At 64.1% G+C, this 22,591-nt stretch carries 20 protein-coding genes and 1 pseudogene; 7 read left to right on the top strand and 14 right to left on the bottom strand.

Annotated features, from left to right (window positions below; all coding sequences use genetic code 11):
- Window positions 1–435: 435 nt before the first annotated feature.
- From ACED18_RS18230 to ACED18_RS18215, 4 genes are all read right to left on the bottom strand, one after another.
- Window positions 436–1,398 (bottom strand): sugar-binding transcriptional regulator, encoded by a 963-nt coding sequence (locus ACED18_RS18230; RefSeq protein ID WP_377294923.1) that lies wholly within the window; start codon window positions 1,396–1,398, stop codon window positions 436–438.
- 20 nt (window positions 1,399–1,418) lie between these two features.
- The gene (locus tag ACED18_RS18225) at window positions 1,419–2,885 is read right to left on the bottom strand and encodes an FGGY family carbohydrate kinase (protein ID WP_377294921.1); all 1,467 of its coding nucleotides are present in this window, start codon (window positions 2,883–2,885) and stop codon (window positions 1,419–1,421) included.
- 162 nt (window positions 2,886–3,047) lie between these two features.
- A complete protein-coding gene (locus ACED18_RS18220) occupies window positions 3,048–4,001 on the bottom strand; it encodes a transketolase family protein (RefSeq protein WP_377294919.1) in 954 nt (317 codons plus the stop codon).
- Entirely contained in the window at window positions 4,001–4,810 is an 810-nt protein-coding gene (locus ACED18_RS18215; RefSeq protein ID WP_377294917.1) for a transketolase, read from the bottom strand. The genes ACED18_RS18220 and ACED18_RS18215 overlap by 1 nt, the downstream gene beginning before the upstream one ends.
- 231 nt (window positions 4,811–5,041) lie before the next feature.
- On the opposite strand from ACED18_RS18215, the gene ACED18_RS18210 reads away from it, so the two are divergent.
- From ACED18_RS18210 to ACED18_RS18190, 5 genes are all read left to right on the top strand, one after another.
- Window positions 5,042–6,022 (top strand): ABC transporter permease, encoded by a 981-nt coding sequence (locus ACED18_RS18210; protein WP_377294915.1) that lies wholly within the window; start codon window positions 5,042–5,044, stop codon window positions 6,020–6,022.
- A gap of 132 nt (window positions 6,023–6,154) precedes the next feature.
- Window positions 6,155–7,084 carry a sugar ABC transporter substrate-binding protein gene (locus ACED18_RS18205; RefSeq protein ID WP_377294913.1) on the top strand — a complete coding sequence of 310 codons (930 nt, stop codon included), beginning with the start codon at window positions 6,155–6,157 and terminating at the stop codon, window positions 7,082–7,084.
- 23 nt (window positions 7,085–7,107) lie between these two features.
- Window positions 7,108–8,586 carry a sugar ABC transporter ATP-binding protein gene (locus tag ACED18_RS18200; RefSeq protein WP_377294911.1) on the top strand — a complete coding sequence of 493 codons (1,479 nt, stop codon included), beginning with the start codon at window positions 7,108–7,110 and terminating at the stop codon, window positions 8,584–8,586.
- A 23-nt stretch (window positions 8,587–8,609) separates the two neighbouring features.
- Window positions 8,610–9,398, top strand: coding sequence for an SDR family oxidoreductase (locus ACED18_RS18195; RefSeq protein ID WP_377294909.1), 789 nt, complete (start codon window positions 8,610–8,612; stop codon window positions 9,396–9,398).
- 146 nt (window positions 9,399–9,544) lie between these two features.
- Window positions 9,545–10,327 (top strand): glucose 1-dehydrogenase, encoded by a 783-nt coding sequence (locus ACED18_RS18190; protein WP_377294907.1) that lies wholly within the window; start codon window positions 9,545–9,547, stop codon window positions 10,325–10,327.
- 12 nt (window positions 10,328–10,339) lie between these two features.
- Here the strand turns inward: ACED18_RS18190 and ACED18_RS18185 are convergent, their stop codons facing one another.
- Window positions 10,340–11,404: an HD domain-containing phosphohydrolase gene (locus tag ACED18_RS18185; RefSeq protein ID WP_377294905.1), complete on the bottom strand. Its 1,065-nt coding sequence runs from the start codon at window positions 11,402–11,404 to the stop codon at window positions 10,340–10,342.
- A gap of 280 nt (window positions 11,405–11,684) precedes the next feature.
- Between ACED18_RS18185 and ACED18_RS18180 the strand changes: the two genes are divergently transcribed.
- Window positions 11,685–12,215, top strand: a complete 531-nt coding sequence (locus tag ACED18_RS18180; protein ID WP_377294903.1) for a DUF992 domain-containing protein — start codon at window positions 11,685–11,687, stop codon at window positions 12,213–12,215.
- Window positions 12,216–12,313: 98 nt separating this feature from the next.
- On the opposite strand, the gene ACED18_RS18175 is transcribed toward ACED18_RS18180, so the two are convergent.
- The 6 genes from ACED18_RS18175 to ACED18_RS18150 all read right to left on the bottom strand — a co-directional run bounded on the left by ACED18_RS18175 (window position 12,314) and on the right by ACED18_RS18150 (window position 18,833).
- A complete protein-coding gene (locus tag ACED18_RS18175) occupies window positions 12,314–13,246 on the bottom strand; it encodes a sugar phosphate isomerase/epimerase family protein (RefSeq protein WP_377294901.1) in 933 nt (310 codons plus the stop codon).
- A 70-nt stretch (window positions 13,247–13,316) separates the two neighbouring features.
- On the bottom strand, window positions 13,317–14,024 hold the full coding sequence (gene gph / locus ACED18_RS18170) for a phosphoglycolate phosphatase (protein ID WP_377294899.1): 708 nt from the start codon (window positions 14,022–14,024) through the stop codon (window positions 13,317–13,319).
- Window positions 14,025–14,196: 172 nt separating this feature from the next.
- Complete coding sequence (locus ACED18_RS18165) at window positions 14,197–15,570, bottom strand: acetoin dehydrogenase dihydrolipoyllysine-residue acetyltransferase subunit (protein ID WP_377294897.1); 1,374 nt, start codon at window positions 15,568–15,570, stop codon at window positions 14,197–14,199.
- An 11-nt stretch (window positions 15,571–15,581) separates the two neighbouring features.
- Window positions 15,582–16,799, bottom strand: coding sequence for a transaldolase family protein (locus ACED18_RS18160; protein ID WP_377294895.1), 1,218 nt, complete (start codon window positions 16,797–16,799; stop codon window positions 15,582–15,584).
- A 21-nt stretch (window positions 16,800–16,820) separates the two neighbouring features.
- On the bottom strand, window positions 16,821–17,825 hold the full coding sequence (locus tag ACED18_RS18155) for an alpha-ketoacid dehydrogenase subunit beta (protein WP_377294893.1): 1,005 nt from the start codon (window positions 17,823–17,825) through the stop codon (window positions 16,821–16,823).
- A gap of 21 nt (window positions 17,826–17,846) precedes the next feature.
- Window positions 17,847–18,833, bottom strand: a complete 987-nt coding sequence (locus tag ACED18_RS18150; protein ID WP_377294891.1) for a thiamine pyrophosphate-dependent dehydrogenase E1 component subunit alpha — start codon at window positions 18,831–18,833, stop codon at window positions 17,847–17,849.
- A gap of 445 nt (window positions 18,834–19,278) precedes the next feature.
- Here ACED18_RS18150 and ACED18_RS18145 point away from each other — a divergent pair, with 445 nt between their 5' ends.
- A complete protein-coding gene (locus ACED18_RS18145) occupies window positions 19,279–20,187 on the top strand; it encodes a MurR/RpiR family transcriptional regulator (protein WP_377294889.1) in 909 nt (302 codons plus the stop codon).
- Between the two features lie 207 nt (window positions 20,188–20,394).
- On the opposite strand, the gene ACED18_RS18140 is transcribed toward ACED18_RS18145, so the two are convergent.
- The 3 genes and pseudogenes from ACED18_RS18140 to ACED18_RS18130 all read right to left on the bottom strand — a co-directional run.
- The gene (locus ACED18_RS18140; RefSeq protein ID WP_377294887.1) at window positions 20,395–21,093 is read right to left on the bottom strand and encodes an HAD-IA family hydrolase; all 699 of its coding nucleotides are present in this window, start codon (window positions 21,091–21,093) and stop codon (window positions 20,395–20,397) included.
- Between the two features lie 4 nt (window positions 21,094–21,097).
- Window positions 21,098–21,979: a ketose-bisphosphate aldolase gene (locus ACED18_RS18135; RefSeq protein ID WP_377294885.1), complete on the bottom strand. Its 882-nt coding sequence runs from the start codon at window positions 21,977–21,979 to the stop codon at window positions 21,098–21,100.
- A 332-nt stretch (window positions 21,980–22,311) separates the two neighbouring features.
- Window positions 22,312–22,591: pseudogene (locus tag ACED18_RS18130) on the bottom strand (carbohydrate ABC transporter substrate-binding protein); the annotation flags it as partial.

The following is a 22,591-nucleotide window of genomic DNA, read 5'->3' as shown; positions in this document are numbered from 1 at the left end:
AACGCAGTGCCTTTGGGAAAGCCTTCCCCTACCTGCAACCGCCAACGGCGTTTTCCGTCACCCCTTCGTGTTGGAACTGCCCCGCAGCGCCCCGAGTTGGCTTTTTAGACTGCATCGGGCTGGCCCGCTGCATTACTTTTAGGTCTGGATTGCGTGCCATCTCCCTTTGTTGGCGTCTCAATTTTGCGAACCAGCGCGTGCCGAACTCAGTTGGCAGTCCGCCATCGAGCCCGCATGCGGAGTGCCAGAGGTTAAGTGGGTCAAGCGAAAGCTGTTCAAGAGTGAGCCGGTGCAGACCGACGCGAATGTCCGCTTTCGGGGCCACCTCTCGGAGAGCGGAATGGCGGATTAGAGGGCGCGTAGCAGTCCGTCGGTTTCCAATCTCCAATGTCCGCTCTGGGCCGATAACGGACAAACGACGACGCCTCAACCCCCTCACGCCGCCCCGTCACCCACCAGCCGTTCCGCCGTAAACCGATCCGTCACCAGCGTATCGATGACGCCCGTCCGCAGCGCCCCGGCGATTGCCGCCGTCTTGGCGGCGCCGCCGGCCAGCGCGATGACGCGGTCGACCTTGTCGAGTTCTTCCAGCGAGATGCCGATGACGCGGTCGTCGAGGGGGGTTTTGACGGGCTTGCCCGTGCGGTCGAAGAAGCGCAGCGACATGTCGCCGACGGCGCCGGCTTCGGCGAGGTCGGTGAGTTCGCGGGCCGAGAAGATGTTGCCCGAGCGGGCAAGCAGTTCGGAGGGCTCGACGGCGCCGATGCCGATGATGGCGAGCGTGATGGACTGGAAGAGTTCCATCGTCTCGCGCACGAAGGGATCGGCGAGCATCAACAGCTTTGCTTCGCGGGAGGTGGCGATGCCCTGCACGGACAGGAGCTTGGGCTCGGCGCCGGTGAGGCGGGCGAGCCTTGTCGTCAGTTGCGTGGCGTGGGTCTGCACGGAGGGATCGCCCATGCCCCCGAGGGTCTGGACGATGTATTTCGCCTGGGCGCTCTTTTGCGGATGGATGTTTTCCACCATGCGGAAAATGGTCTGGCTCCAGCTGGAAACGCCGATGACGTCGCCGGGCGACAGGGTGATTTCGAGGAGATGGGCGGCCGCCTCGCCGATGCGGGCCATGACCGCGCCGTCACGATCTTCGGAGCACTCGACGACGATCACCTCGCCCGTGCCGAACCGGTTGCGGATCGCCGTTTCGAGATCGGTATAGGTGCCGGCCGGCGGGATGACCGTGGTGCGCACGATGTCCTCCGCCTCGGCACGTTTGAGCATGCGCGAAACGGTGGCCTGCGACAGGCGCAGGTGCTGGGCAATCTCCGCCTGGCGCTTGTGCTCCAGATGGTACATCTGCGCCACGCGGGAAATCAGCCGAAGTTCATTAATGCGTCCCATTGGTCCCGCCCGGTGAATTTTTATTCAACCTTAGCGCTCTCTGGAATAAAGGTCGAGCGGGCGATTGCATCCTTCCACGTCTTCAACTGGCCGCGGATCGACCCGTTTTGCGGGGCGATGCGGCGGGTGGCGCGTGGCAGGGCCTTGATGGCGGCAAGATCCGGCCAGAGGCCGAGGGTGAGGCCGGCAAGATAGGCGGCACCGAGCGCGGAGGCTTCCGGCGCTTCGCACTGGATGACGGCGTGGTCGAGGATGTCGGCGACGTTCTGCATCAGGAAATCGCTGCGGCTCGGGCCACCATCCACATAGAGCGAACCGATCGAGACATCGCCATGCTTCAGCATGGCGGCAAAGACATCGTGCACCTGGAAGGGAATGCTGTCGGCGACGGCGCGCGCCATCTGGGCGCGGGTCGTGTTGAAGTCGATCTGCGCAAAGAGGGCGCGGGCATCCGAGTTCCAGTAGGGTGCGCCGAGACCGACAAAGGCGGGCACGAAGCCGGGGCCGCCGGCCTCCGCCGTCGCGGCCAGCTCGATCAGTGCGGCGACATCCGGCAGGCCCAGAATGCCGGCCATCCAGGGCAGGCTGGAGGCGCTGACGAGAATATTGCCCTCGAAGGCGAAGGTGGGCTTGCCGGCGATGCGCCAGGCGACCGTGGTGGTGATGCCGTCGCTGGGGGCAATGAAGCGCGGCAGCGTCGCCATGATGGAGGAGCCGGTGCCGAAGGTGACCTTGCCGTCGCCGACATCATAGGCGCCGTGGCCGAAGAGCGCGGCGTGGCTGTCGCCGATGGCGGCGGCAATCGGCGTGCCGTCGGCAATGCCCGGAACGCCGGCGGTGACGCCGAACTGGCTGGCGCTGTCGCGGACTTCCGGCAGCACGGCCTTGTCGATGCCGAAGAGGGCGCAGAGCTCGTCGCTCCAGGCCTGTGCCTTGAGGTCGAGGAACTGGCTGCGGGCAGCGTTTGAGGCATCTGAGGCGTGCACCTTGCCGCCGGTGAGGCGGTGAATGAGCCAGCTGTCGATGGTGCCGACGCGCAAGGGGCGGCCGGCGGGCGCGCGGTCGATCAGCCACTTCATCTTGGCGCCGGGGAACATGGGGTCGATCGGCAGGCCGGTGATCTCCAGCACGCGGTCCGCATGGCCGGCGGCGATCAGCGCCTCGCATTCGGGCGCGGTGCGGCGGCACTGCCAGCTGAGGACGGGACCAAGCGGCTCGCCTGTTTCGCCATCCCAGATGGTGACGGATTCGCGCTGGTTGGAGATGGCGACGGCTTCGACGCTGACCTTGGGGCCGGCGTCGAGACATTGGGCGATCGCCTCGCAGACGGAGGCCCAGATGCGGTTCGGGTCCTGCTCCACCCAGCCGGACCGGGGATAGCTGATGCCGACCGGGGATGCGCCGCGGGACAGAACCTCGCCGCCCTCGGAGACGAGAATGGCCTTGGAATTGGTGGTGCCCTGGTCGATCGCAAGAATGGCGCGCATGGACGGTCTCGTCTCCCTGAAGCCGTCATCGGCGACACGGGGAAGCGCCGGACGGGCCCTGTCTCTCGGTTTATCGCCCTCCGCGCGGCCAAGCGACCGGGAGGGCTCAAAAAGGCCGGGGCGCGATGATCACGCCCCGGCCTCGTTTCTCTTCGGTCAGGCTTACTTGCGGCGCAAGAGGGCGATGGTCGCTTCGGCGATCGCGCCCGGGGCCATGCCGAACTCGTCCAGCAGGAATTCGGCCGAACCGGTCGGCGCATAGATGCCGGGCACGCCGAGGCGCTTCATCGGCACCGGCGCATGATCGACCACGACTTCGGCAACCGCCGAGCCGAGGCCGCCATAGATCGAGTGCTCCTCGGCCGTGACGATGGCGCCGGTTTCGTTGGCGGCGGCGATGATGGCGGCTTCGTCGATCGGGCGCACCGTCGCCATGTTTAGCACGCGGGCCTTGATGCCGTCCTTCGCGAGGATCTCGGCCGCCTTCACCATGCGGTGCGTCAGCGTGCCGTTGGCGATGAGCGTCACGTCGGTGCCCTCGCGCAGGACATTCGCCTTGCCGACTTCGAAGACGTGGCCTTCCGGCAGCAGGTCCGGAACGCCGACGCGCGACAGGCGCAGGAAGACCGGGCCCTCATAGGTGGCGGCCCAGGCGACGGCGGCGGCCGTCTCGATGCGATCGCAGGGGGCAATCACCGGCAGGTTCGGCAGGACGCGGGTCCAGGCGAAGTCCTCGATCGAATGGTGCGTCGGGCCAAGCTCTCCGTAAGCCATGCCGGACGAAATGCCGATCAGCTTCACATTGGCGTTGGAATAGGAGATGTCGGCCTTGATCTGCTCCAGCGCACGGCCGGTGAGGAAGCACGAGGCGCCGCAGACGAAGGGAATGCGGCCGCCATTGGCAAGACCGGCGCCGACGCCGACCATGTTCTGTTCGGCGATGCCGACATTCACCAGGCGTTCGGGGAATTTCGACTTGAAGCCGCCGAGCTTGGAGGAGCCGACGCTGTCGTTGCAGACGGCGACGACGGCTTCGTTGTCGGCGGCGAGCATTTCGAGAACCGAAGCGAAGGCGTCGCGGCAGTCATGGAGATTGGTCTTGGTGGTCGCGTCCATCACAGGGCCTCCGACAGTTCTTTGACGGCGATTTCGTACTGGTCCTTGTTGGGGACCTTGTGGTGCCAGTCGCCGCTGTCCTGCATGAAGGAGATGCCGTGACCCTTGTTGGTGTGGGCGACGATGCAGTGCGGGCGGGCGGTGCGCTTCTCAAGCGCGGGAACGACCTCGGCCATGGCATTGCCGTTGATCTCGGTCACGTCCCAGCCGAACGCTTCGAGCTTGGGGCGCAGCGGCGCGATGTCGTTGGTGTCCTTCAGCGCCGCACCCTGCTGGAAGCGGTTGTGGTCGATGATCAGCGTCAGATTGTCGAGGCCGTATTGGGCGGCGGCCATGATGGCTTCCCAGTTGGAGCCTTCCTGCATCTCGCCATCGCCCGTCAGCACGAAGGTGCGGTAGGCCGCACCCGACAGCTTGGCGGCCTTGGCCATGCCGACCGCGACCGGCAGGCCGTGGCCGAGGGGGCCGGTATTGGTCTCGACACCCGGTACCTTGTTGCAGTTCGGGTGACCGTTGAGCCGCGACAGGGGCTTCAGGAAGGTCGCGATTTCCTCTTCCGGGAAGAAGCCGCGCTTGGCGAGCGTCACATAGAGCGCCAGCGCCACATGGCCCTTGGAGAGCACGAAGCGGTCGCGCTCGGGGTTCTTCGGGTTTTCGGGAAAGATGTTGAGCACGCGGAAGAACAGCGCGGTCAGGATATCGGTTGCCGACATCTCTCCCCCGATGTGACCTGCGCCGGCTTCATAGACGGCCTGCACGTCGCGCAGCCTGATCTGGCGGGCGACCTGCTCGAGTTCCCTGGGCTCCATGTGATCCTCTTAGCATAAATATTCAGTTATAGATATTCTTGCACATATTGCGACTCAGTCAAGCCCATCTGCCGAATTTTCGCGCAGAGCAAATCTCGTATTGGTCAAATCCCGGGCACACTCCCTATTGACAGGCTTTCGCTCGCTTGGTACTGAATTTTCCAACATAACTGAATATATATTCTTGCATAACAGGGCGGCTCTCTGGAGGAGGCGCGATTGGGAGGGACGATGGCCACGGTCGACGTCAAAGAAGCGGCGCGCAAGCCGCAGGGTTCCATGTCCTGGCTCGGCGGCGCGACCGGCCCGCTGATCGGCCTCATTCTTCTCTGCCTGTTCCTGGCCTTTGCCAGCGACAAGTTCCTTTCCGTTCGCAACGGGCTGAACATTCTCGACCAGATCACCGTCATCGGCATCATGGCCGTCGGCATGACCTACGTCATCCTGATCGGCGGCATCGATCTTTCGGTCGGCTCGGTGCTCGCGCTGTCCATGATGATCATGGGCTGGGTCGCCAACGTGGCGGGCTATCCGATGGGTGTCGCGATCCCCGTCGCCCTCCTCGCCTCCGCCGTCTGCGGCCTCATCGTCGGCATTCTCGTCACCCGCTTCAAGGTGCCCGCCTTCATTGCGACGCTTGCCATGATGTCGGCGGCGCGCGGCGTCGCCAACATGATCACGGACGGCCAGCAGATCGTCGGCTTTCCGGAATGGTTCATGATGCTCGCCATCGACCGTCACTTCGGCATCCTGACCGCCACCGTCTTCCTGATGCTGATCGTGCTGCTCGTTTCCTGGCTCTTCCTGCAGTTCCGTGCCGAGGGACGCATGCTCTATGCGATCGGCGGCAACCCGGAAGTGGCGCGCCTTGCCGGCATCAACGTGCAGCTCGTGACGATCGGCGTCTATGTGTTCTGCGCCGTGCTGGCCGGTCTTGCCGGCATCGTGCTGGCGGCGCGCCTCGACTCCGTGCAGCCCTCCAGCGGCCTCGGCTATGAGCTCGACACGATCGCGGCGGTCGTCATCGGCGGCACGTCGCTGTCGGGCGGCGCGGGCGGCATCGGCGGAACGCTGATCGGCGTGCTGATCATCGGCGTGCTGCGCAACGGCCTCAATCTTCTCAACGTCTCCCCCTTCCTGCAGCAGGTCATCATCGGCGTCGTCATCGTGCTCGCCGTGGGTGCCGAAACGCTGCGCCGCAAGACGCGCTGAGGCGGGACACGCAGACTTCCGGCGGCCCGACCGGCCGCCGCACAGCTTCCTCTCCGGGACCCGGAGCGGATTTCTAAGAGCCCAAGGGTGGAGGAACTCCTGCGGGCCGCCCTTAACAAACGGAGGACTTCCATGAAACTTTCTCGCATCCTGATGACCTCGGCCGCCATTCTGGCGCTGACGATGGGCGCCGCCAACGCCGCCGAAGCCAAGAAGATCGGTCTGGCCGTCGCCAACCTGCAGGCCAACTTCTTCAACCAGATCAAGCAGGCTGTCGAAGCCGAAGCCAAGGATCGCGGCATCGAAGTCATCACCGTCGATGCCAAGGGCGACGGCCCGACGCAGGTCAACCAGATCCAGGACCTGCTGACCCAGAACATCGACGCGCTGATCTACATCCCGGCCGGCGCCGCTGCCGCGACCGTTCCGGTCAAGCTTGCCCGCGAAGCCGGCGTTCCCGTCGTGAACGTCGACCGCAATGCCGATGGCGCACCGGGCGACACCTTCTTCGCAACGGATTCCGTCGCTTCGGCCAAGGCTGTCTGCGACCACATCATTGCCAAGGCCGGCGGCAAGGGCAAGATGGTCATCATCCACGGCCAGAAGGGCACGACGCCGGAAGTCGACCGCTCCAAGGGCTGCGCTGAATCGATCGCCGCCAACCCGGGCGTGGAAGTTGTCGCCGAGCAGTGGTCGAACATGTGGAGCCAGGACGAAGGCTTCCAGATCATGCAGAACCTGCTGCAGGCCAACCCGGACGTTTCCATCGTGTTCGCCCAGGCTGACGGCCTCGCGCTCGGCGCTGCCCAGGCCATCAAGGTCGGCAATCCCTCGCAGACCATCGTCGTCGGCGGTTTCGATGGCGACACGGCTGCCCTCGAAGCCCTGAAGAACGGCGTCTTCGAAGCCACCGCGACGCAGCAGACGCAGAAGATGGGCCGGCTCGCCGTCGATGCCGCCGTCAAGCTGGTTGCCGGCGAGAAGATGGAAGCTGTCCAGCTCCTCGACGCGACGCTGACCACCAAGGACAACGTCGAAGGCTTCATCGCCAACCATCCCTGATAACGGTCGCGAGGAGGCCTGCCATGACGGAACCGGTTCTCTCCTTGAGGGGCATCACCAAGCGGTATGGTCCGCTGGAGGTGGTGAAGAACGTCTCGCTGGACGTCTACCCCGGTGAGGTCGTGGCGCTTCTTGGCGAAAACGGCGCGGGTAAATCAACGCTTTCCGGCATCATTGCCGGGTCGAAGACCCCCTCCGAGGGCAAGATGACATGGCTGGGGCAGCCCTATGCCCCGGCCACCCCCCGCGAAGCCATCGACAAGGGCGTGGTGCTGATCCACCAGGAACTGCAGCTTCTGCCCGAACTGTCGATTGCCGAAAACGTCTTCATCGGCCGCTGGCCGATGAAGAACGGCGTCGTGGATCGCAAGCAGATGGTGGCGCGCGCGCAGGAACAGCTGTCGCGCCTCAACCTGCACATTCCCGCCACCCGCAAGGTGGCCGGCCTTTCCACCGCCAACCAGCAGCTTATCGAAATTGCCAAGGCGCTGGCGCTCGACGCGCGCCTTCTGATCCTCGACGAGCCGACGGCAGCCCTTGGCGGCGCCGAGACGGAAGCGCTCTTCGAGCAGATCCGCAAGCTGCGCGCCGAAGGCGTCGGCATCATCTACATTTCGCACCGGATGGAGGAGATCAAGAAGATCACCGACCGGATCGTGGTGCTGCGCGACGGCGAGCGCGTCCATGAATTCGCCGACAGCTCGACCCCGGTGCGCACCATCGTGGAAAGCATGGTCGGCCGCTCGCTGGAGCGCATGTTTCCGGCTCGCGCCGTACCGCAGGACAAGACCGTGCTGGAGGTGAAAAACCTCACCGGTGCCAACGGCGCCTTCAACGATGTCAGCTTCTCGGTCAAGGCCGGCGAAATCCTCGGCATTGCCGGCCTTGTCGGTGCCGGGCGCACCGAGCTGGTGCGCGCCATTGCGGGTGCGGATGCCATTCGCGCGGGCGAGATCCGCATGAACGGCGAAAAGCTCTCGCTGAAAAGCCCGGCGGATGCGATCGCGCGCGGCATCGTCATGGTGCCGGAAGATCGCAAGCTGCAGGGTGTCGTCGTCGCCCACAAGATCGACGAGAACCTCGTCTATGCCAATCTCGACCGTTTCGGTAACGGCTGGATTACGCCCTCCAAGAAGCGCAGCTTTGCCGACAAGGCGATCCGTGCCTTCGGCGTCAAGGGGCGCGGCGAGCAGCTGGCCTCGGATCTTTCGGGCGGCAACCAGCAGAAGGTCGTCATCGCCAAGTGGCTGACGCGCGACCCGAAGGTGGTGGTGCTGGACGAGCCGACCCGCGGCATCGATGTCGGCGCGCGTGCCGGCATCTACGACATCATCGCCAACCTCGCCAGGGAGGGCGTCGCCGTCATCGTCGTCAGCTCCGACCTCGAAGAAGTGCTCGGCGTTTCCAACCGCATCCTCGTGCTCGCGCAGGGCAAGCAGGCTGGCATGCTCGACCGCGAACAGGCAAACGACGTCTCGGTCATGGAACTGGCCACCATCTGATCATCTGAACGAAAGGAAGAGCGATGACCGCCATCTCTCTCAATGCCCCCAAGCTTTTTGATCTGTCCGGCAATGTTGCCTTCGTGACCGGCGCCGGCAGCGGCATCGGCCAGCGCATCGCCATGGGTCTCGCCCAGTGCGGCGCCGACCTCGCCCTCCTTGACCGTCGCCAGGATGACGGCCTCGCCGTCACCGCCGACTTCGTGCGCAAGGCAGGCCGCAAGGCGATCGAGATTGCCGCCGACGTGACGAACAAGGCCTCCATGGCCGAAGCCGTCGCGCGCACCGAAGCCGAACTTGGCCTGCTGTCGCTCGCCGTCAACGCCGCCGGCATTGCGAACGCCAATCCGGCCGAGGAGATGGAGGAAGATCAGTACCAGACCCTGATGGACATCAACCTCAAGGGCGTCTTCCTCTCCTCGCAGGCCGAGGCACGCTCCATGCTGAAGCGCGGCAAGGGGTCGATCGTCAACATCGCCTCCATGTCCGGCGTCATCGTCAATCGCGGCTTGCAGCAGTGCCACTACAATGCCTCCAAGGCCGGCGTGATCCACATGTCGAAGTCGATGGCGATGGAGTGGGTGGAGCGCAACATCCGCGTCAACACCATCTCGCCCGGCTACACGGCAACGCCGATGAACACGCGGCCTGAAATGGTGCACCAGACCAAGCTCTTCGAAGAGCAGACGCCAATGCAGCGCATGGCCTCCGTCGATGAGATGGTCGGCCCGGCCGTCTTCCTGCTCTCGGATGCCGCAAGCTTTGTCACGGGCGTCGACCTGCTCGTGGACGGCGGTTTCTGCTGCTGGTGAGCCAGCCCCGCCGGCCGTGATGCCGGCGCAAAACCCATCCTCGCAGTTGGTGGCGCGTTCTCCCTGTTCGTCCATTGACTGCGGCGGCCGGTCCCTCGGGGCCGGCCGTCCTTTTTTCAACCGTCACCTTTCCCGGGAGGAAATCCATGACCCGCTTTGCCAACAAGACCGTCGTCATCACCGGCGCAAGCCGCGGCATCGGCGCCGCGATCGCCAGGCGCTTTGCGCGCGAGGGCGCCAATCTCGTCGTCTCCGCCAATGAGGACGCCGTCCATGGCGTGGCGCAGGCAATCGCGGCCGAAGGTGGCAAGGCGATCGCGGTGATCTGCGACGTGACGGACAAGGCGAGCGTCGTGGCGCTCTACGACGCGGCCGAGAAGGCCTTCGGCAGCGTTGATGTCTCCATCCAGAATGCCGGCGTCATCACCATCGCGAAGGTCGAAGACCTGCCGGAAAACGACTGGGACAAGGTGATGGCCGTCAACACCAAGGGTGTCTTCCTGTGCGCCCAGGAGGCCATCGCCCGCATGCGCAAGCACGGCAGGGGCGGCCGCATCATCAACACCGCATCGGGCCAGGCGCGCGACGGCTTCATCTACACGCCGCACTATGCGGCTTCCAAGATGGGCGTTGTCGGCATCACGCAGAGCCTTGCCAAGGAAGTCGCGATCGAGGGCATCACCGTCAACGCCTTCTGCCCCGGCATCATCGAGACGGATATGTGGGCTTACAATGACGCGGCCTGGGGCAAGCTGCTCGGCGACTACGCGCCAGGCGAACTGATGAAGGAATGGGTCGAGGGGATCCCCATGAAGCGGGCCGGCACCGGCGAGGATGTCGCGGGCCTCGTCACCTTCCTCGCCAGCGAGGACGCCGCCTACATCACCGGCCAGACCATCAATGTCGATGGCGGGCTGATCATGTCCTGATCCCTGGCGGGATCAGGCGACGGCGGCGCGGGGCTCCGCGTCGTCGGCGTCCGCGTCACGGGACATCAGGGCTTCGATGTCCGTCCAGCGACGCGCGAAGGCGGCCACGCATTCGGGATCGAAGTGCCGGCCGCTTTCGGCAAAGATGTGATCGCGGGCGGCAGACAGGGTCCAGGCCTTCTTGTAGGGCCGATCGCTGCACAGTGCCTCGAAGACATCGGCGATGGCGACGATGCGGGCCTCGAGCGGGATCGCAGCACCCTTGATGCCCATGGGGTAGCCGGTGCCGTCCCATTTTTCGTGATGGCCGCCCGCGATGCTTTCGGCGACCTGCAGCAGTTCGGACGAACCGTTTTCGAGAATGCGCACGCCGATTTCCACATGGCGGCGCATTTCCACCAGCTCTTCCGGGGTGAGCCGGCCGGGTTTCGTGAGAATACCGTCGGCAATGCCGATCTTGCCCACGTCGTGCAGCGGCGTTGCGAGATAGATCATGCGCTGGTGCGCGGCCGACAGCCCGAGTTCGCCGGCAATCAGTGTCGAGATCTGTGCCACGCGGGAAATGTGATCGCCCGTGCAGCCGTCGCGATATTCGATGGCGCGGGCCAGCCGCCAGATGATTTCCTCCTCGCGCGCGGCGAGCTTGGCGGTCGCGTTATCCACCAGGCGCTGCAGCATGCCGGCCTGATCGGCGAGATCGAGCTGGAACTTGCGCAGTTTCAGCAGGTTGATGGCGCGCGCCTTCAGTTCCAGCGGATCGAAGGGCTTGGCCAGAAATTCCGTCGCACCGGCCTCGATTGCGGCCAGACGCACGGTCCGCTCACTTTCCGAGGTAAGCATGACGATCGGAACATGGGCGTAGTTGGCCTTCTGGCGCAGGGCGCGAATGAGCTCAACACCGGTCATGCCCGGCATATTGTAGTCGACCATGACAAGATCGAAGACTTGATTGTCACAGACCGTCACCGCTTCGCGGGGATCGAGGTAGCTCGTCACCTCGATGTCCGGGATGACGGAAAGGGCAACAGACACGCCCGCGAGAATAGACTTGCTGTCATCCACCAACAGTACGTTCACTCTCTGATCTCCACCGTTGTCGCTTCAAACCCATCCGATCGACATGCAGCCCACTGTCTTAATCTTAGTATATACTGATGTTAATTTAATAAGACGTTGCACTTCCGTCCTCAGTTTGCGGGGGCACGAAAAAAATCTCGCGTCAGTTGTGGCGCGGCGGCCAATCCGATCATTTTGCCGGGTCGCGGGATCATTCTTTCGCCATATGCGTTGAGCACCACCAGACGGTGACAACCGCGTGGTGATGGCGAACCCCATCCGACAGAACGGAGTACCAAAGATGAAGACGATTTTGCGTGCGGCCCTTGCCGCCGTGGCCATGACGGCCTCAACGACCGCTGTTCTGGCCGCCGACATGGCCGGCTACGAACCCGCGCCGCGCTACGAAGAGCCCGATGATCGCGGCGGCGTGCGCATTGGCTATCTCGATTGCCGCATTGGCGGCGGTGTAGGCTATGTGCTGGGCTCGGCCAAGGAAGCCGACTGCACCTTCACCTCGACCGTCGGCGGCAAGGCGCGCGACCACTATGTCGGCGTGATCAGGAAGATGGGCGTCGATCTCGGCTTCACGACCGAGGGACGCCTGATCTGGGCCGTCTTTGCGCCGACGGCCGGCTACCATCGCGGCTCGCTCGGCGGCGTCTACCAGGGTGCAACGGCCGAAGTGACGGTTGGCGCCGGCGTCGGCACCAACATTCTGATCGGCGGCACCGAAGGCTCGATCCAGTTGCAAACGGTGAGCGTGCAGGGCCAGATCGGCCTCAACATTGCCGCCACCGGCACCTCGGTGACGCTGAAGCCGGCAAGCTGAGCCGACGTTACGAAGCCTAGGGTTTTAAGGCGGGGGACATCGTTCCCCGTCTTTTTCGTGTCCGGGATGGAAGGGCGAGACTACCCTGCTGACGCGGACTACGACGCGCGGCCGTTGAAGCCGGTGTCGATGTGCGGCTCCCAGTAGGCGACGGATTCGCGCAGCATCTCCACCATGTTGCTGTCGGTCGGCTCGCGCTCGCGGAAGGACAGTTCCATGCAGATCTCGTTGTCGGTGCCGCCGGCTTCGGTGATGGTGCGGATGATCTTTTCCGGCTGGATGCGGCCATCCTGATTGTGCTGCGCGGTGAAGGGCCAGTGGCCACCCTTGTTCATCGAGGATTGCTTGACGTGGATGATCGGCGATTCCTGCGGGAAGGCCGCCGCCCAGGCATAGGGGTTGGTATCGTCCGGATTTGAAGACGTGACGTCGCCATGGTCGATATCGACGATCATCTTGAAGGGGATCGGCAGATTGGCGGCAGCCAGGCGCTTGTCGAAGGCGCGGCATTCGGCGATCGTGTGGCCGAATTCGCGGCCGACCGACATCGGCTCCCAGAAGACATATTTGAGCCCGGCATCCCTGCCCTGCTCCGCCACGTCGCGCCAGCACTCGATGACTTCGTCGATCAGCGCCTCGCGGCGGGCGGCGTCATTGTAGTCTTTCTGGGTGAAGATCGCGAATTGCGAGCCCATGCCATCGGCCCCGAGATCGCCGGCGATATTGGCGAGCGTGCGGAACCACTCAACATAGTATTTGCGCACATCCGCATCGGGATGGCCCATATGGTTGAGGCGCGCATAGGTGCTGGTCATCACGGAGGTGATGCGGATCCCGGTGCGCTCCATGGCCTTTTCGAACTGGCGCACGCGGCGGACGATGGTGGACGCCGGCCATGAGGGCTGGATGAATTCGGGCGTCAGTTGCACGTAGCCGATGCCGATTTTGTCGGCCAGCGTATCCATGAGGTCATCGACCTCGGCAAAGCGGTTGACGAGCGGATTGGTGTTGAGGGACAGCCTCAGCGCCATGGTGGTTTCCTCCCCGGGAGTGGTCTTGTTGTGGCAAAGCCGGACAGGCGCCGGCATGCCATGTGTTCGATCAGGATGCGGCGGCGACGGGCGCGCGGTCAGCGAGAACCTCGCGGATCGCGGCGGGCAGTTCGGCAAAGCTGTCGATCAGACGATCGGCGCCGAGACCCTCCAGCGAGGTCTTTGTATAGCCATAGGTCAGCGCAATGACGGGCACGCCTGCGGCGACGCCCGTCGCGATGTCCACCTCGCTGTCGCCGACATAGAGCAGCGGCTCAACGCCGCCCGCAGCCTTTGCGGTTTCGGTGAGGTGGCGCGGATCGGGCTTGCCGATCTTGAACGTATCGGGTCCGGCGACGATTTCGAAGAAGGCGGCAAGGTCGAGCTGCTCGACGACGGCGCGGGCGAAGCGCTCCATCTTGTTGGTGCAGACACCCATTTTCCAGCCTTCGGCCTTGAGCGCGGTCAGCACCGCGACGACGTCGGCGTAGGGGCGTGTTTCCTGCGCGACGCGGCTGCCGTAGATTTCGGTGAAGCGCTTGATGGCGGCCTGGCCAGCTTCTTCCTCCCACGCCACACCGCGTTCGGTGAGCGCACGGCGCACGAGATTGGGAATGCCGTGGCCGATCAGCCGGCGGGCGAGATCGACGCCGATCGGCGAAAGTCCCTTCTCCGCCATCAGCGTATCCAGCGAGCCGGCGAGATCGGGGACGCTGTCCACCAGTGTTCCATCCAGATCGAAAATGATCGTGCCGGGCTGTCCCGTCGGTGCAGTCATCGAACGTTTCCTCCTCGGGCGACAGGAATCGCCCCTCATTTCGGGCGCCAGCATAGCTTTCCCCGCCGTGGGCGAAAGACCCGTCATGCGGAAAGATTGCCGCGGGACGGCACAGCCGAGCCGGCCACGCGACAGGGACCGCATGGCCGGCTTCGGGAGGTGAAGCGCCGGATCAACCCGCGCTTCGAACCGTTTGCGCGACAAGGCGACCCACGAGAGCTGCGGCTTCGAGCTGCGGCAGGTGGCCGACCTGGGGCAGGCGGTGAAGCGCAACGCCTGCCGGTACCGCCTGATCCGGCGGGACGATGCGGTCTTCCGTGCCGACGATGACGCGGGCCGGACCGGCGAAGCGGGCAAGCGCCTCGCGCACCGAGAAGAGCTGCGTGTTGCCGGAGAAGACGCCGGCCGCAAGCTTGCCCTGGTTGGCGGCCATCGCCGTGCCATCCCGACCGGCGAGCGTGGCGCGAACCAGTACGCCCGGCATGGACGCGGGATCATGCACGAGCTGATCGAGCCAGACCTTCAGCGCGCCCTCCGTGGAGGAGCCGAGGAAGCCTGAGACATAATCGCCGTTGATCTTCGGGCCGAGACCGGCCGGCGCGATCAGGGTCAGCGAACGGACATCGAGATCGCCGCCATCGGCAATGGCCGCCGCAACGGCTGCGCCCAGCGAGTGGCCGACAAGGTGGACCCGCTCCAGCTTTTCGGCCGCCAGCGAGGCCCGGACGGAGGCGACGAGACCATCGAAATCCGAGGCGGAAGTTGCTGCCGCCGCGCCGTGGCCGGGCAGGTCGATCGCAAGGATCGGATTGGCAATGCCGAGATGGGCGAGGAACGGCCGCCAGGCGGAAAGTTCGCCGCCAAAGCCGTGGATGAAGAGCACGGGATCGCCGGTACCCGACTGCAGCGTCTTGATGAAGGAGCCTGCCGCACCCGTCGCCGTCTTGCCGCTGAAGGTGAGGACCTGCGAGGTGGCGGACTGGCCGGAAGACTGGCCACCCGTGCGGCTGAAGGCTTCCACGTCGCGCTTGACGACGGCGCCGCGCGGGCCGGTGCCCTTGATGGTGGCAATATCCACCCCGGCGGCGGCGGCCAACCGGCGGGCGAGCGGGGAGGATCCGCCCGTCGTACCGGTCTTGAGGAAGGCTGTTTCGGCCTCCCGTGCCGCTTCCGCAGGGAAGCTCGTGACATTGGCGGGCTGGCTTTCCGCAACGGGTTCCTTGGCGGCCTCGACGATCGTCTGGGCATCCTCGCCGGAGAAGGTCGCCGGTGCAGGCTTTTCAGCCGGAGCAGCTTCCAGCACCTCGCCCTCTTCGCCCACCATCATCAGCGGCTCGAGAACGATGGCGGTGTCACCCACCTTGTAGCGGATCTCCAGGATCGTGCCGGTCTCGAAGGCCTCGACCTCGAAGACCGCCTTTTCGGATTCCACCTCGGCGACGATGTCGCCCTTTTTCACCGGATCGCCCTGCTTGACGAAGATCGCGGTCACCTTGCCTTCGGTCAGGTCCTGCCCGACCTGCGGCATCAGAATGGGACGTGCCATGGTCTGTCTCCTTATGCCACGCGGCGGCGAAGCTGTTCGACCGACTGGGCAACGAAATCGACGGTCTTGCGGGTGGCGGCGGCAAATTCGGTCGCGGTGGCCGCGAAGGCGCCGAAATAGGCGAACTCCTCCGGCTTCATGCCGTCGAATTCATAGGCCTGGCGGAAATAGGGAATGCGCGAGAGCTTCTCGATCAATTCCGGCGAAGCATCCGTATCGATCGCGCCGGCATCGAAGGCCGGAAGACGGTCTTCCGCCTTCATGAGCTGCGCGATATAGCCCGGCGGGCAGGTGTAGACGAAATCGCCGCCGGCAATCAGCGCGATGTGGCCGCTGGAAGCCTTGCCGCCCGGGCCCTCATCCTGCACGCGCATGGAGCATTGCAGCATCTTGCTCGGATGGTTGTTCTCCTTGCCGTAGCGATAGGCACGCTTCAGCACCGCCATTTCGCCAAGCAGGATCTCGTCGGCCGTCAGCGCGATGCCGCGGGCATCGGCCTGCGCCTTGAGGTCGCCGATATTGCCGAGGCGCGAGGACATGTGGGTGATGACCGAGCGCCATTTGGAGAGATCGATACCGGCAGCCTTGGCCCGCTCCAGCCCCCGCGACACGGCATTCATGCAGGCCACATATTGCGGCACGGTGAAGGAAGTCGTGTTGTTGGTGGAAATGCCGCGAGCCGTCAGTTCCTCGATGACCTCGTAGCCTTCCTTCGAGCCGGGGATCTTCACCATGACGTTCGGCGCGATCTCGGCCAGTTGCAGACCTTCGGCCAGCATGCGTTCGCGATTGGTTACAAAGCGCGGATCGACCTGACCGGAGACATAGCCATACTTGCCGTTGGAAGCATCGAAGACCGGGCGGATCAGGGCGGCACCCTTGCGCACCACGTCCAGATAGACGGCCCAGTAGATGTCCTCGATGTCGTCGGCATTGCGCTCGGCAGCAATCTTGCGGATCTCGCCGGCCCAGAATTCCGGGTCAGCCTGGATCGCCTGGAGCGACAGCGGCGGATTGGTCGTCACGCCGCGAAAGCCCATCTTGCCGTTGGCGGCATCTTCGGCATTGAAGAGGCGCGTCAGTTGCGCCTCCCACTCGGCCCGCTTGTCGGCAGGCGCATCCTTCAGAACGGAGGCCTTCCAGCCTTCGTAGACGAGCGGCGAGGAATCCCACCAGATTTCACAATCCGGATTGGTCTCGGCCAGCTTCTCCAGCACATGAAGCGACATGATGTTCTCCTCCCCTCCGGTTCACTCTGCGGCCTGCGCGAGCGGCTTGGCGTGCAGCGAGCGGCGGACCGCAGCCACGACGTCATCCACCTGCGGCACGGAGGCCTTTTCGAGTTCGAGGTTGAAGGGGATCGGAATGTTGAGGCCCGCGACGATCTCGATCGGTGCATCCAGATCGTAGAAGGCTTCCTCCTGGATGATGGATGCGATGTCGGAGGCGACGCCGCCGCGACGAACGGCTTCCTGCACGATGACGCAGCGGTTGGTCTTGGCGACCGACGTCAGGATCATCTCCTTGTCGAGCGGCACCAGCGTGCGCGGATCGATGACCTCGACGTCGATGCCTTCCTCGGCGAGGCGGGCCGCAGCTTCCAGCGCACGCGGAACCATGTTCGACCAGGCGATCACGGTCGCGTCCTTGCCGGCGCGCTTGATGTCGCCCTTGCCGAATTCGATGATGTGCTCACCATCCGGCACCATGCCCTTGGTCATGTAGAGGTGCTTGTGCTCCAGGAACATGACCGGATCGTCCTGCCTGAGCGCGTATTTCAAAAGGCCCTTGGCATCGGACGGGGTGGAGGGCATGACGACCTTCAGGCCCGGCACGTGGTAGAACATCGCCTCGAGGCTCTGCGAATGCTGCGCGGCCACGCCGCCGCCCGTGCCGCCCTGGGTGCGCATGATGAAGGGCACGCGGCCCTCGCCGCCCGTCATCAGGCGGAACTTGGCGGCCTGGTTGACGATCATGTCCATGCCGAGCATGGCAAAGTCGATATAGAGGATTTCGACGATCGGGCGGGCGCCGGCAATCGCCGCCCCCACGCCGACGCCGATCATGCCGGCTTCGGCGATCGGCGTGTCGCGCACGCGCTTCGGTCCGTATTTGGCGAGCAGGCCTTCCGTCACCTTGTAGGAGCCGCCGCGTTCGGCAATGCCTTCCCCGATGATGAAGACCGTGCTGTTGCGTTCCATTTCCTCGTCGATCGCCTCGCGCAGGGCGTCGCGGTACATGAGTTCTCTTGCCATGATGTTTCTCCCCCGGGAACCTTAGTAAGCGTCCGCGAACTGACGGAATTCGGCGACGGACACTTCGCCGCTCGCCTTCGAGAATTCGACGGCCTCTTCGAATTCCTGCTTGATCTCGTTTTCGATCGCCTCGATCTCGGCTGCGGTGGCGCCGCCCATTTCGGCAAGCGCGTTGCGGGCGCGATCGACCGGGTCGCGTTCCTTGTAATAGGCGAGCTTGTCGGCCGGCATGTATTTGCCCGGGTCGTTCACGTGGTGGCCCATGTGGCGATAGGTGCGCGCCTCGATGACGATCGGGCCTTCGCCGCGACGGCACTTGGCGACCGCATCCTGCATGAGTTCGTGCACGGCGATCGGATCATTGCCATCGACCAGGTGGCTTTCGACGCCGAGCGCGATGCCGCGCTTGTAGAGATCCGTTTCGCGGGTCGATTCCTCGATGCGGGTGGAGACCGCGTACTGGTTGTTCTCGATGACGAGGACGAAGTTGAGGTTCCAGATCGCCGCCAGATTGAGCGATTCCATGAAGGTGCCGTTGTTGGAGGCGCCGTCGGTCGTGAAGGTCACGGTTACCGCGTCATTCCCCTTGATCTGGTTTGCGAGCGCCGCGCCGACGCCGAGCGGCGTTCCTGCACCCACGATGCCGTTGGCACCGAGATTGCCGACGGAGATGTCGGCAATGTGCATCGAGCCGCCATAGCCCTTGCAGTAGCCGGTATCCTTCTGCAGCAGTTCGGCGACCATGCGCTTCACATCCGCGCCCCAGGCAATGCAGTGGCCGTGGCCGCGGTGCGTGGAAGCGATGTAGTCGCCCTCGCTCAGCGCCGCGCAGACGCCGGTCGCGATGCCTTCCTGACCGAGGTAGGGGTGGAAATAGCCACGGATCAGGCCTTGACGATAGAGCTTGATGCCCTCCGTTTCAAAAACCCGGATCTTGTAGGCGGTCTTGAAAAGTTTTTCCAGAAGCTCCCGCGAGGGGGCATTGGCCTTGGACGCCTGCTCTGACATGGATGTTCACTCCCCGAAAGTCCATGATTTTTCGATGAGCCATTGTCTAGCATCCCCTCAAAAATCTGTCGAGAAAATTTTCTTCACGGCAAACATTATGGCCTATTTGCCACCTCCCGTCGCGCGTGAAGCGGAAACCTCTCTCAAGCCATTGTTTTAAATAGACTTACTCCCATCACGGCGCAACGCTGCCGCGCTCCTCGAGCGCAGCCACTCTTTCCGCAACGCATTGAAATTCAAATATTTCGCGAGAATGTAAAATTTCTTCCATTTTCTTCCTGGCTTCGCTATCTTGCATATAAGGGAGGGAAGGAATGCCTGGTGGACGGCAGGCCCGGCACTTGGTCCGCGCCCTGTAGAGACCGCGAAAACTTTTCTTCCGGATTGAGAAATGCTAACAACGTTCACGGTCCTGTCATGACCGCATCGAACCATGGACCCCGATATGACGGAACAGCGGCCGCTGCCGGAACACAAGCAAGGCGATCTCCTCGAACGGATCCAGGAGCGCTACGGCACGCTGCGCAAATCCGAGCGCATCGTCGCCGACTTCCTGCGCAACAATGCGGGGAAACGTCTCGACAGTTCCATCACCGAGCTCGGCCGCACGCTGGGCGTCAGCGAAGCCACGATCAGCCGCGTCAGCCGCGCGCTCGGCTATGACGGCTATCCCGATATGAAGCTGTCGCTGGCCGAGGGCACGCGCAACCGCTCCAGCATCGTGAACCTGCCGCTGGAGATCGACGACAGTGACTCCCTCATCAGCACCAGCAACAAGCTGGCCAGCCTGCTGATCGCCGGCCTTGCCGGCACGCAGCGCATGCTGGACGCCCACCGGCTGGAGCAGGCCGTGGAGGCGCTGCGCCTCGCGCGCAAGATCGTCTTCGTCGGCGTCGGCGGCGCGGCGGCGATCTGCGACGAGGCGGCGCACATGTTCATGAAGGCGGGCTTCGACGCGACCAGCTATCGCGACGGCTATACGCAGACCATCGTCGCCGCGACGCTGACGGCCGACGACGTCATGGTCGGCATCTCGCATACCGGCAGCACGGAGACCGTGACGGACGCCCTGCTGCTTGCCCGCGAGAAGAAGGCCACCACCATCGCCATCACCAGCAATGCCGACAGCGATGTCGGCCGTGCTGGCCACGTCGTGCTCACCACCTGGAGCGCCGACCAGCATCTCGTGCCGCTGCATGGCGACTTCCTGGAAGGCCGCGCCAGCCAGCTCTTCCTCATCGACCTCCTCTATGTCGGCGCCCTCTTCCGCAATGGCGACGGCCCCGCCACGGCGCTGAAGACCACCGGCGAGGCACTGGAAAAGCGCTACAGGAAAAAGCGCGGGACGGCGTGAAGCGGGCGCTGCCGGCGCGATCCTGGCCGGGCATTAGGTAAGCCAATAATTTCCGTTTGTGCAAAGAGCCCCCTCACCCTGACCCTCTCCCCGAGGGGAGAGGGGACACGATGGCGGATGCCGCACCTCCCTTCTCCCCTCGGGGAGAAGGTGCCCGAAGGGCGGATGAGGGGGTCGCCGTCCCCATTCCCTAACGCAGGCGAGTTCTCACCCGATAACCGCCCGACAGGCCGCGATATCCACGCCGCCCGCATCGAGATCCGCCACGACCTTGTCCGCGAGCGCGAAATCCTCCTCGCCCGTGTAGGACGAGATGGTGACGATGCAGCGCATGCCGGCGGCCTTGGCGGCGCGCAGGCCGTTGTTGCTGTCCTCGATCACCATGCAATGGCCGGGCGTCAGCTTCAGCGTGGTGGCGGCAAGGTTGTAGATGTCGGGCGCGGGCTTCTTGGCCGCGACGGCATCGCCGGCAAAGACGGTGATGTGCTTCGAACGCTCCGCGCCGAGCATCACATCGACCACGGCCTGCACGGCCTTTTCGTTCGACGTCGAGCAGACCGCGAGCGTGATGCCGTTCGCGATCGCCTCATCGACGATGCGCGCAACGCCCGGCCGGAGCGGCATGCGCCCCTCGCGGATCAGCCGCATGAAGATCTCGGTTTTCAGCTTGTGGATCGACTGGATCAGGGCGTCGCGATCCGGATGGCTTTCCGGCCAGCCGGTCTCGTCGAAGTGACGGCGCATGCGCTCCTTGCCGCCGGCCGTCAGCAGCAGTTCACCGTAGCGCTCCACGCTCCAGACCGTATCGAGGCCAAGCGCGGCAAAGGCCTCGTTGAAGGCGACGCGGTGGCCGTCGCGCTCGGTATCGACGAGCACGCCGTCGCAGTCGAAGATCAGCGCCTGCATCGCCTCACGCCTCCCGGCCGGCCGCATGCGCCGCCTTGCCCTCGGAGCCGAAGGCGCGGATCATGTCAAGCACGTCCTGCTTCATCGCCGCATATTGCCCCTCGATGAAGGGCAGCGGCTCGGCAAGCTTCGGCTTTTCGGCGCGCACGGCGAGGAAGCCCTCGATGAAGCGGTTCTTGTGCATGGTGGAAATGTTGACCTTGGCGCAGCCGCCGGCGATACAGCGGTCGAACTGCTCCTGGCTCAGCCCCGTGCCGCCATGCAGCGCAATCGGGATCGGAATGGTCGCGGTGATCTTTTCAAGCAGATCATAGGCGATCTTCGGCTGGCCCTTGTAGAAGCCATGGGCCGTGCCGATCGCCGGCGCGAAGACGGCAAGGTTGGGCATATCCTTCACGAAGGCGATGCACTCGTCGTAATTGGCGAGAATCGCCGCATCTTCCGCCACGAACTTGTCGTCCTCGACACCGCCGATCGCGCCGATCTCGGCCTCGAGGCCGACACCCGCCGCCTCCGTCATCGCGTAGATCTCTTCCGACTTCGCCTTGTTCTCCGCAAAGGGAAGGGCCGAGCCGTCGAACATCACGGAGGTCCAGCCGGCATCGATGCAGCGGCGGATGACCTCCTTGTCGCTGCAATGGTCGAGATGCAGCGCCACGGGCACATCCACGTCCTCGGCCAGCATGCGTACCCAGGTGCCGATCGTCTTGTAGCCCCAGTGCTTGATCGTCTTGACCGAGACCTGGACGATCATCGGCGCCTTCAGCTCGGCGGCTCCTTCGACGATGGCGCGCGCGCTGTTGTAATCGATCATGTTGAAGGCTGCGATCCCGTAACGCGCCGCCTGCGCACGCTTGAGCATCGGGCCCATCGTGACGAGTGCCATGGTGTCCATCCCTGTTCGGTCGTTGTCGCCGCGGGTCATCCTCTTTGCACCCGCAAGGCCGCGCTGGCCTCGTTTCCTTCGTAGCAGATGGAGAGTTTTTGTAAATAATTTTCTTAATTCTGACGAACAGAAGCCAAGAAACACAAATCTTTTCGACGCATGACGATCCCGAAGTCGAAAGCGGGAGCAGGCGCGCGGGATATCAGAGCTTATTCTGCAAATAGTTTTCCGCATCCAGGACTCGGTGCGACGCTCCCTCTAAACGGTCAAGGCCGGCGCTTTTGGCGCCGGCCCTGTGTTGCTCATCGTTGTCGTCGTTGTTGTCGCGTGGCTTATTTCTTCCAGGACTTGACGAGTTCGTCGTAGTTGACGGTGATGGGCTTTTCCTTTTCGTTTTCGACCTTGAGCTGGGGTGCGAGGTTGCCCTTGGAGACGGCGTCCTTGTTCCAGTATTCGAGGTCGTGCTCTTCGGCGAGCTTGGGACCGATATCGCCGAGGATGCCGGCGCGTTCGAGGCGGCCGAGGACCTTTTCCTGTTCGGCGCAGAGGCTATCCATCGCTTCCTGGGCGGTCTTTTCGCCCGACGCCGCGTCGCCGATCGCCTGCCACCAG

Origin of the sequence: Rhizobium sp. SG2393, from assembly GCF_042610495.1 — a bacterium.
In the GTDB taxonomy this organism is placed as follows: domain Bacteria; phylum Pseudomonadota; class Alphaproteobacteria; order Rhizobiales; family Rhizobiaceae; genus RU20A.
Note: the sequence above shows the minus strand (reverse complement) of the source record. Positions and strands in the feature narration are given on the sequence as shown.

Bases quoted from the DNA above. Each gene is read 5' to 3' on its own strand.
- ACED18_RS18145 (WP_377294889.1), top strand. From the start codon at position 19,279: ATGACGGAACAGCGGCCGCTGCCGGAACACAAGCAAGGCGATCTCCTC.
- ACED18_RS18190 (WP_377294907.1), top strand. From the start codon at position 9,545: ATGACCCGCTTTGCCAACAAGACCGTCGTCATCACCGGCGCAAGCCGC.
- ACED18_RS18135 (WP_377294885.1), bottom strand. From the start codon at position 21,979: ATGGCACTCGTCACGATGGGCCCGATGCTCAAGCGTGCGCAGGCGGCG.
- ACED18_RS18180 (WP_377294903.1), top strand. From the start codon at position 11,685: ATGAAGACGATTTTGCGTGCGGCCCTTGCCGCCGTGGCCATGACGGCC.
- ACED18_RS18195 (WP_377294909.1), top strand. From the start codon at position 8,610: ATGACCGCCATCTCTCTCAATGCCCCCAAGCTTTTTGATCTGTCCGGC.
- ACED18_RS18230 (WP_377294923.1), bottom strand. From the start codon at position 1,398: ATGGGACGCATTAATGAACTTCGGCTGATTTCCCGCGTGGCGCAGATG.
- ACED18_RS18200 (WP_377294911.1), top strand. From the start codon at position 7,108: ATGACGGAACCGGTTCTCTCCTTGAGGGGCATCACCAAGCGGTATGGT.
- ACED18_RS18220 (WP_377294919.1), bottom strand. From the start codon at position 4,001: ATGGACGCGACCACCAAGACCAATCTCCATGACTGCCGCGACGCCTTC.
- ACED18_RS18150 (WP_377294891.1), bottom strand. From the start codon at position 18,833: ATGTCAGAGCAGGCGTCCAAGGCCAATGCCCCCTCGCGGGAGCTTCTG.
- ACED18_RS18175 (WP_377294901.1), bottom strand. From the start codon at position 13,246: ATGGCGCTGAGGCTGTCCCTCAACACCAATCCGCTCGTCAACCGCTTT.
- ACED18_RS18225 (WP_377294921.1), bottom strand. From the start codon at position 2,885: ATGCGCGCCATTCTTGCGATCGACCAGGGCACCACCAATTCCAAGGCC.
- gph (WP_377294899.1), bottom strand. From the start codon at position 14,024: ATGACTGCACCGACGGGACAGCCCGGCACGATCATTTTCGATCTGGAT.
- ACED18_RS18140 (WP_377294887.1), bottom strand. From the start codon at position 21,093: ATGCAGGCGCTGATCTTCGACTGCGACGGCGTGCTCGTCGATACCGAG.
- ACED18_RS18215 (WP_377294917.1), bottom strand. From the start codon at position 4,810: ATGGAGCCCAGGGAACTCGAGCAGGTCGCCCGCCAGATCAGGCTGCGC.
- ACED18_RS18210 (WP_377294915.1), top strand. From the start codon at position 5,042: ATGGCCACGGTCGACGTCAAAGAAGCGGCGCGCAAGCCGCAGGGTTCC.
- ACED18_RS18155 (WP_377294893.1), bottom strand. From the start codon at position 17,825: ATGGCAAGAGAACTCATGTACCGCGACGCCCTGCGCGAGGCGATCGAC.
- ACED18_RS18205 (WP_377294913.1), top strand. From the start codon at position 6,155: ATGAAACTTTCTCGCATCCTGATGACCTCGGCCGCCATTCTGGCGCTG.
- ACED18_RS18165 (WP_377294897.1), bottom strand. From the start codon at position 15,570: ATGGCACGTCCCATTCTGATGCCGCAGGTCGGGCAGGACCTGACCGAA.
- ACED18_RS18160 (WP_377294895.1), bottom strand. From the start codon at position 16,799: ATGTCGCTTCATGTGCTGGAGAAGCTGGCCGAGACCAATCCGGATTGT.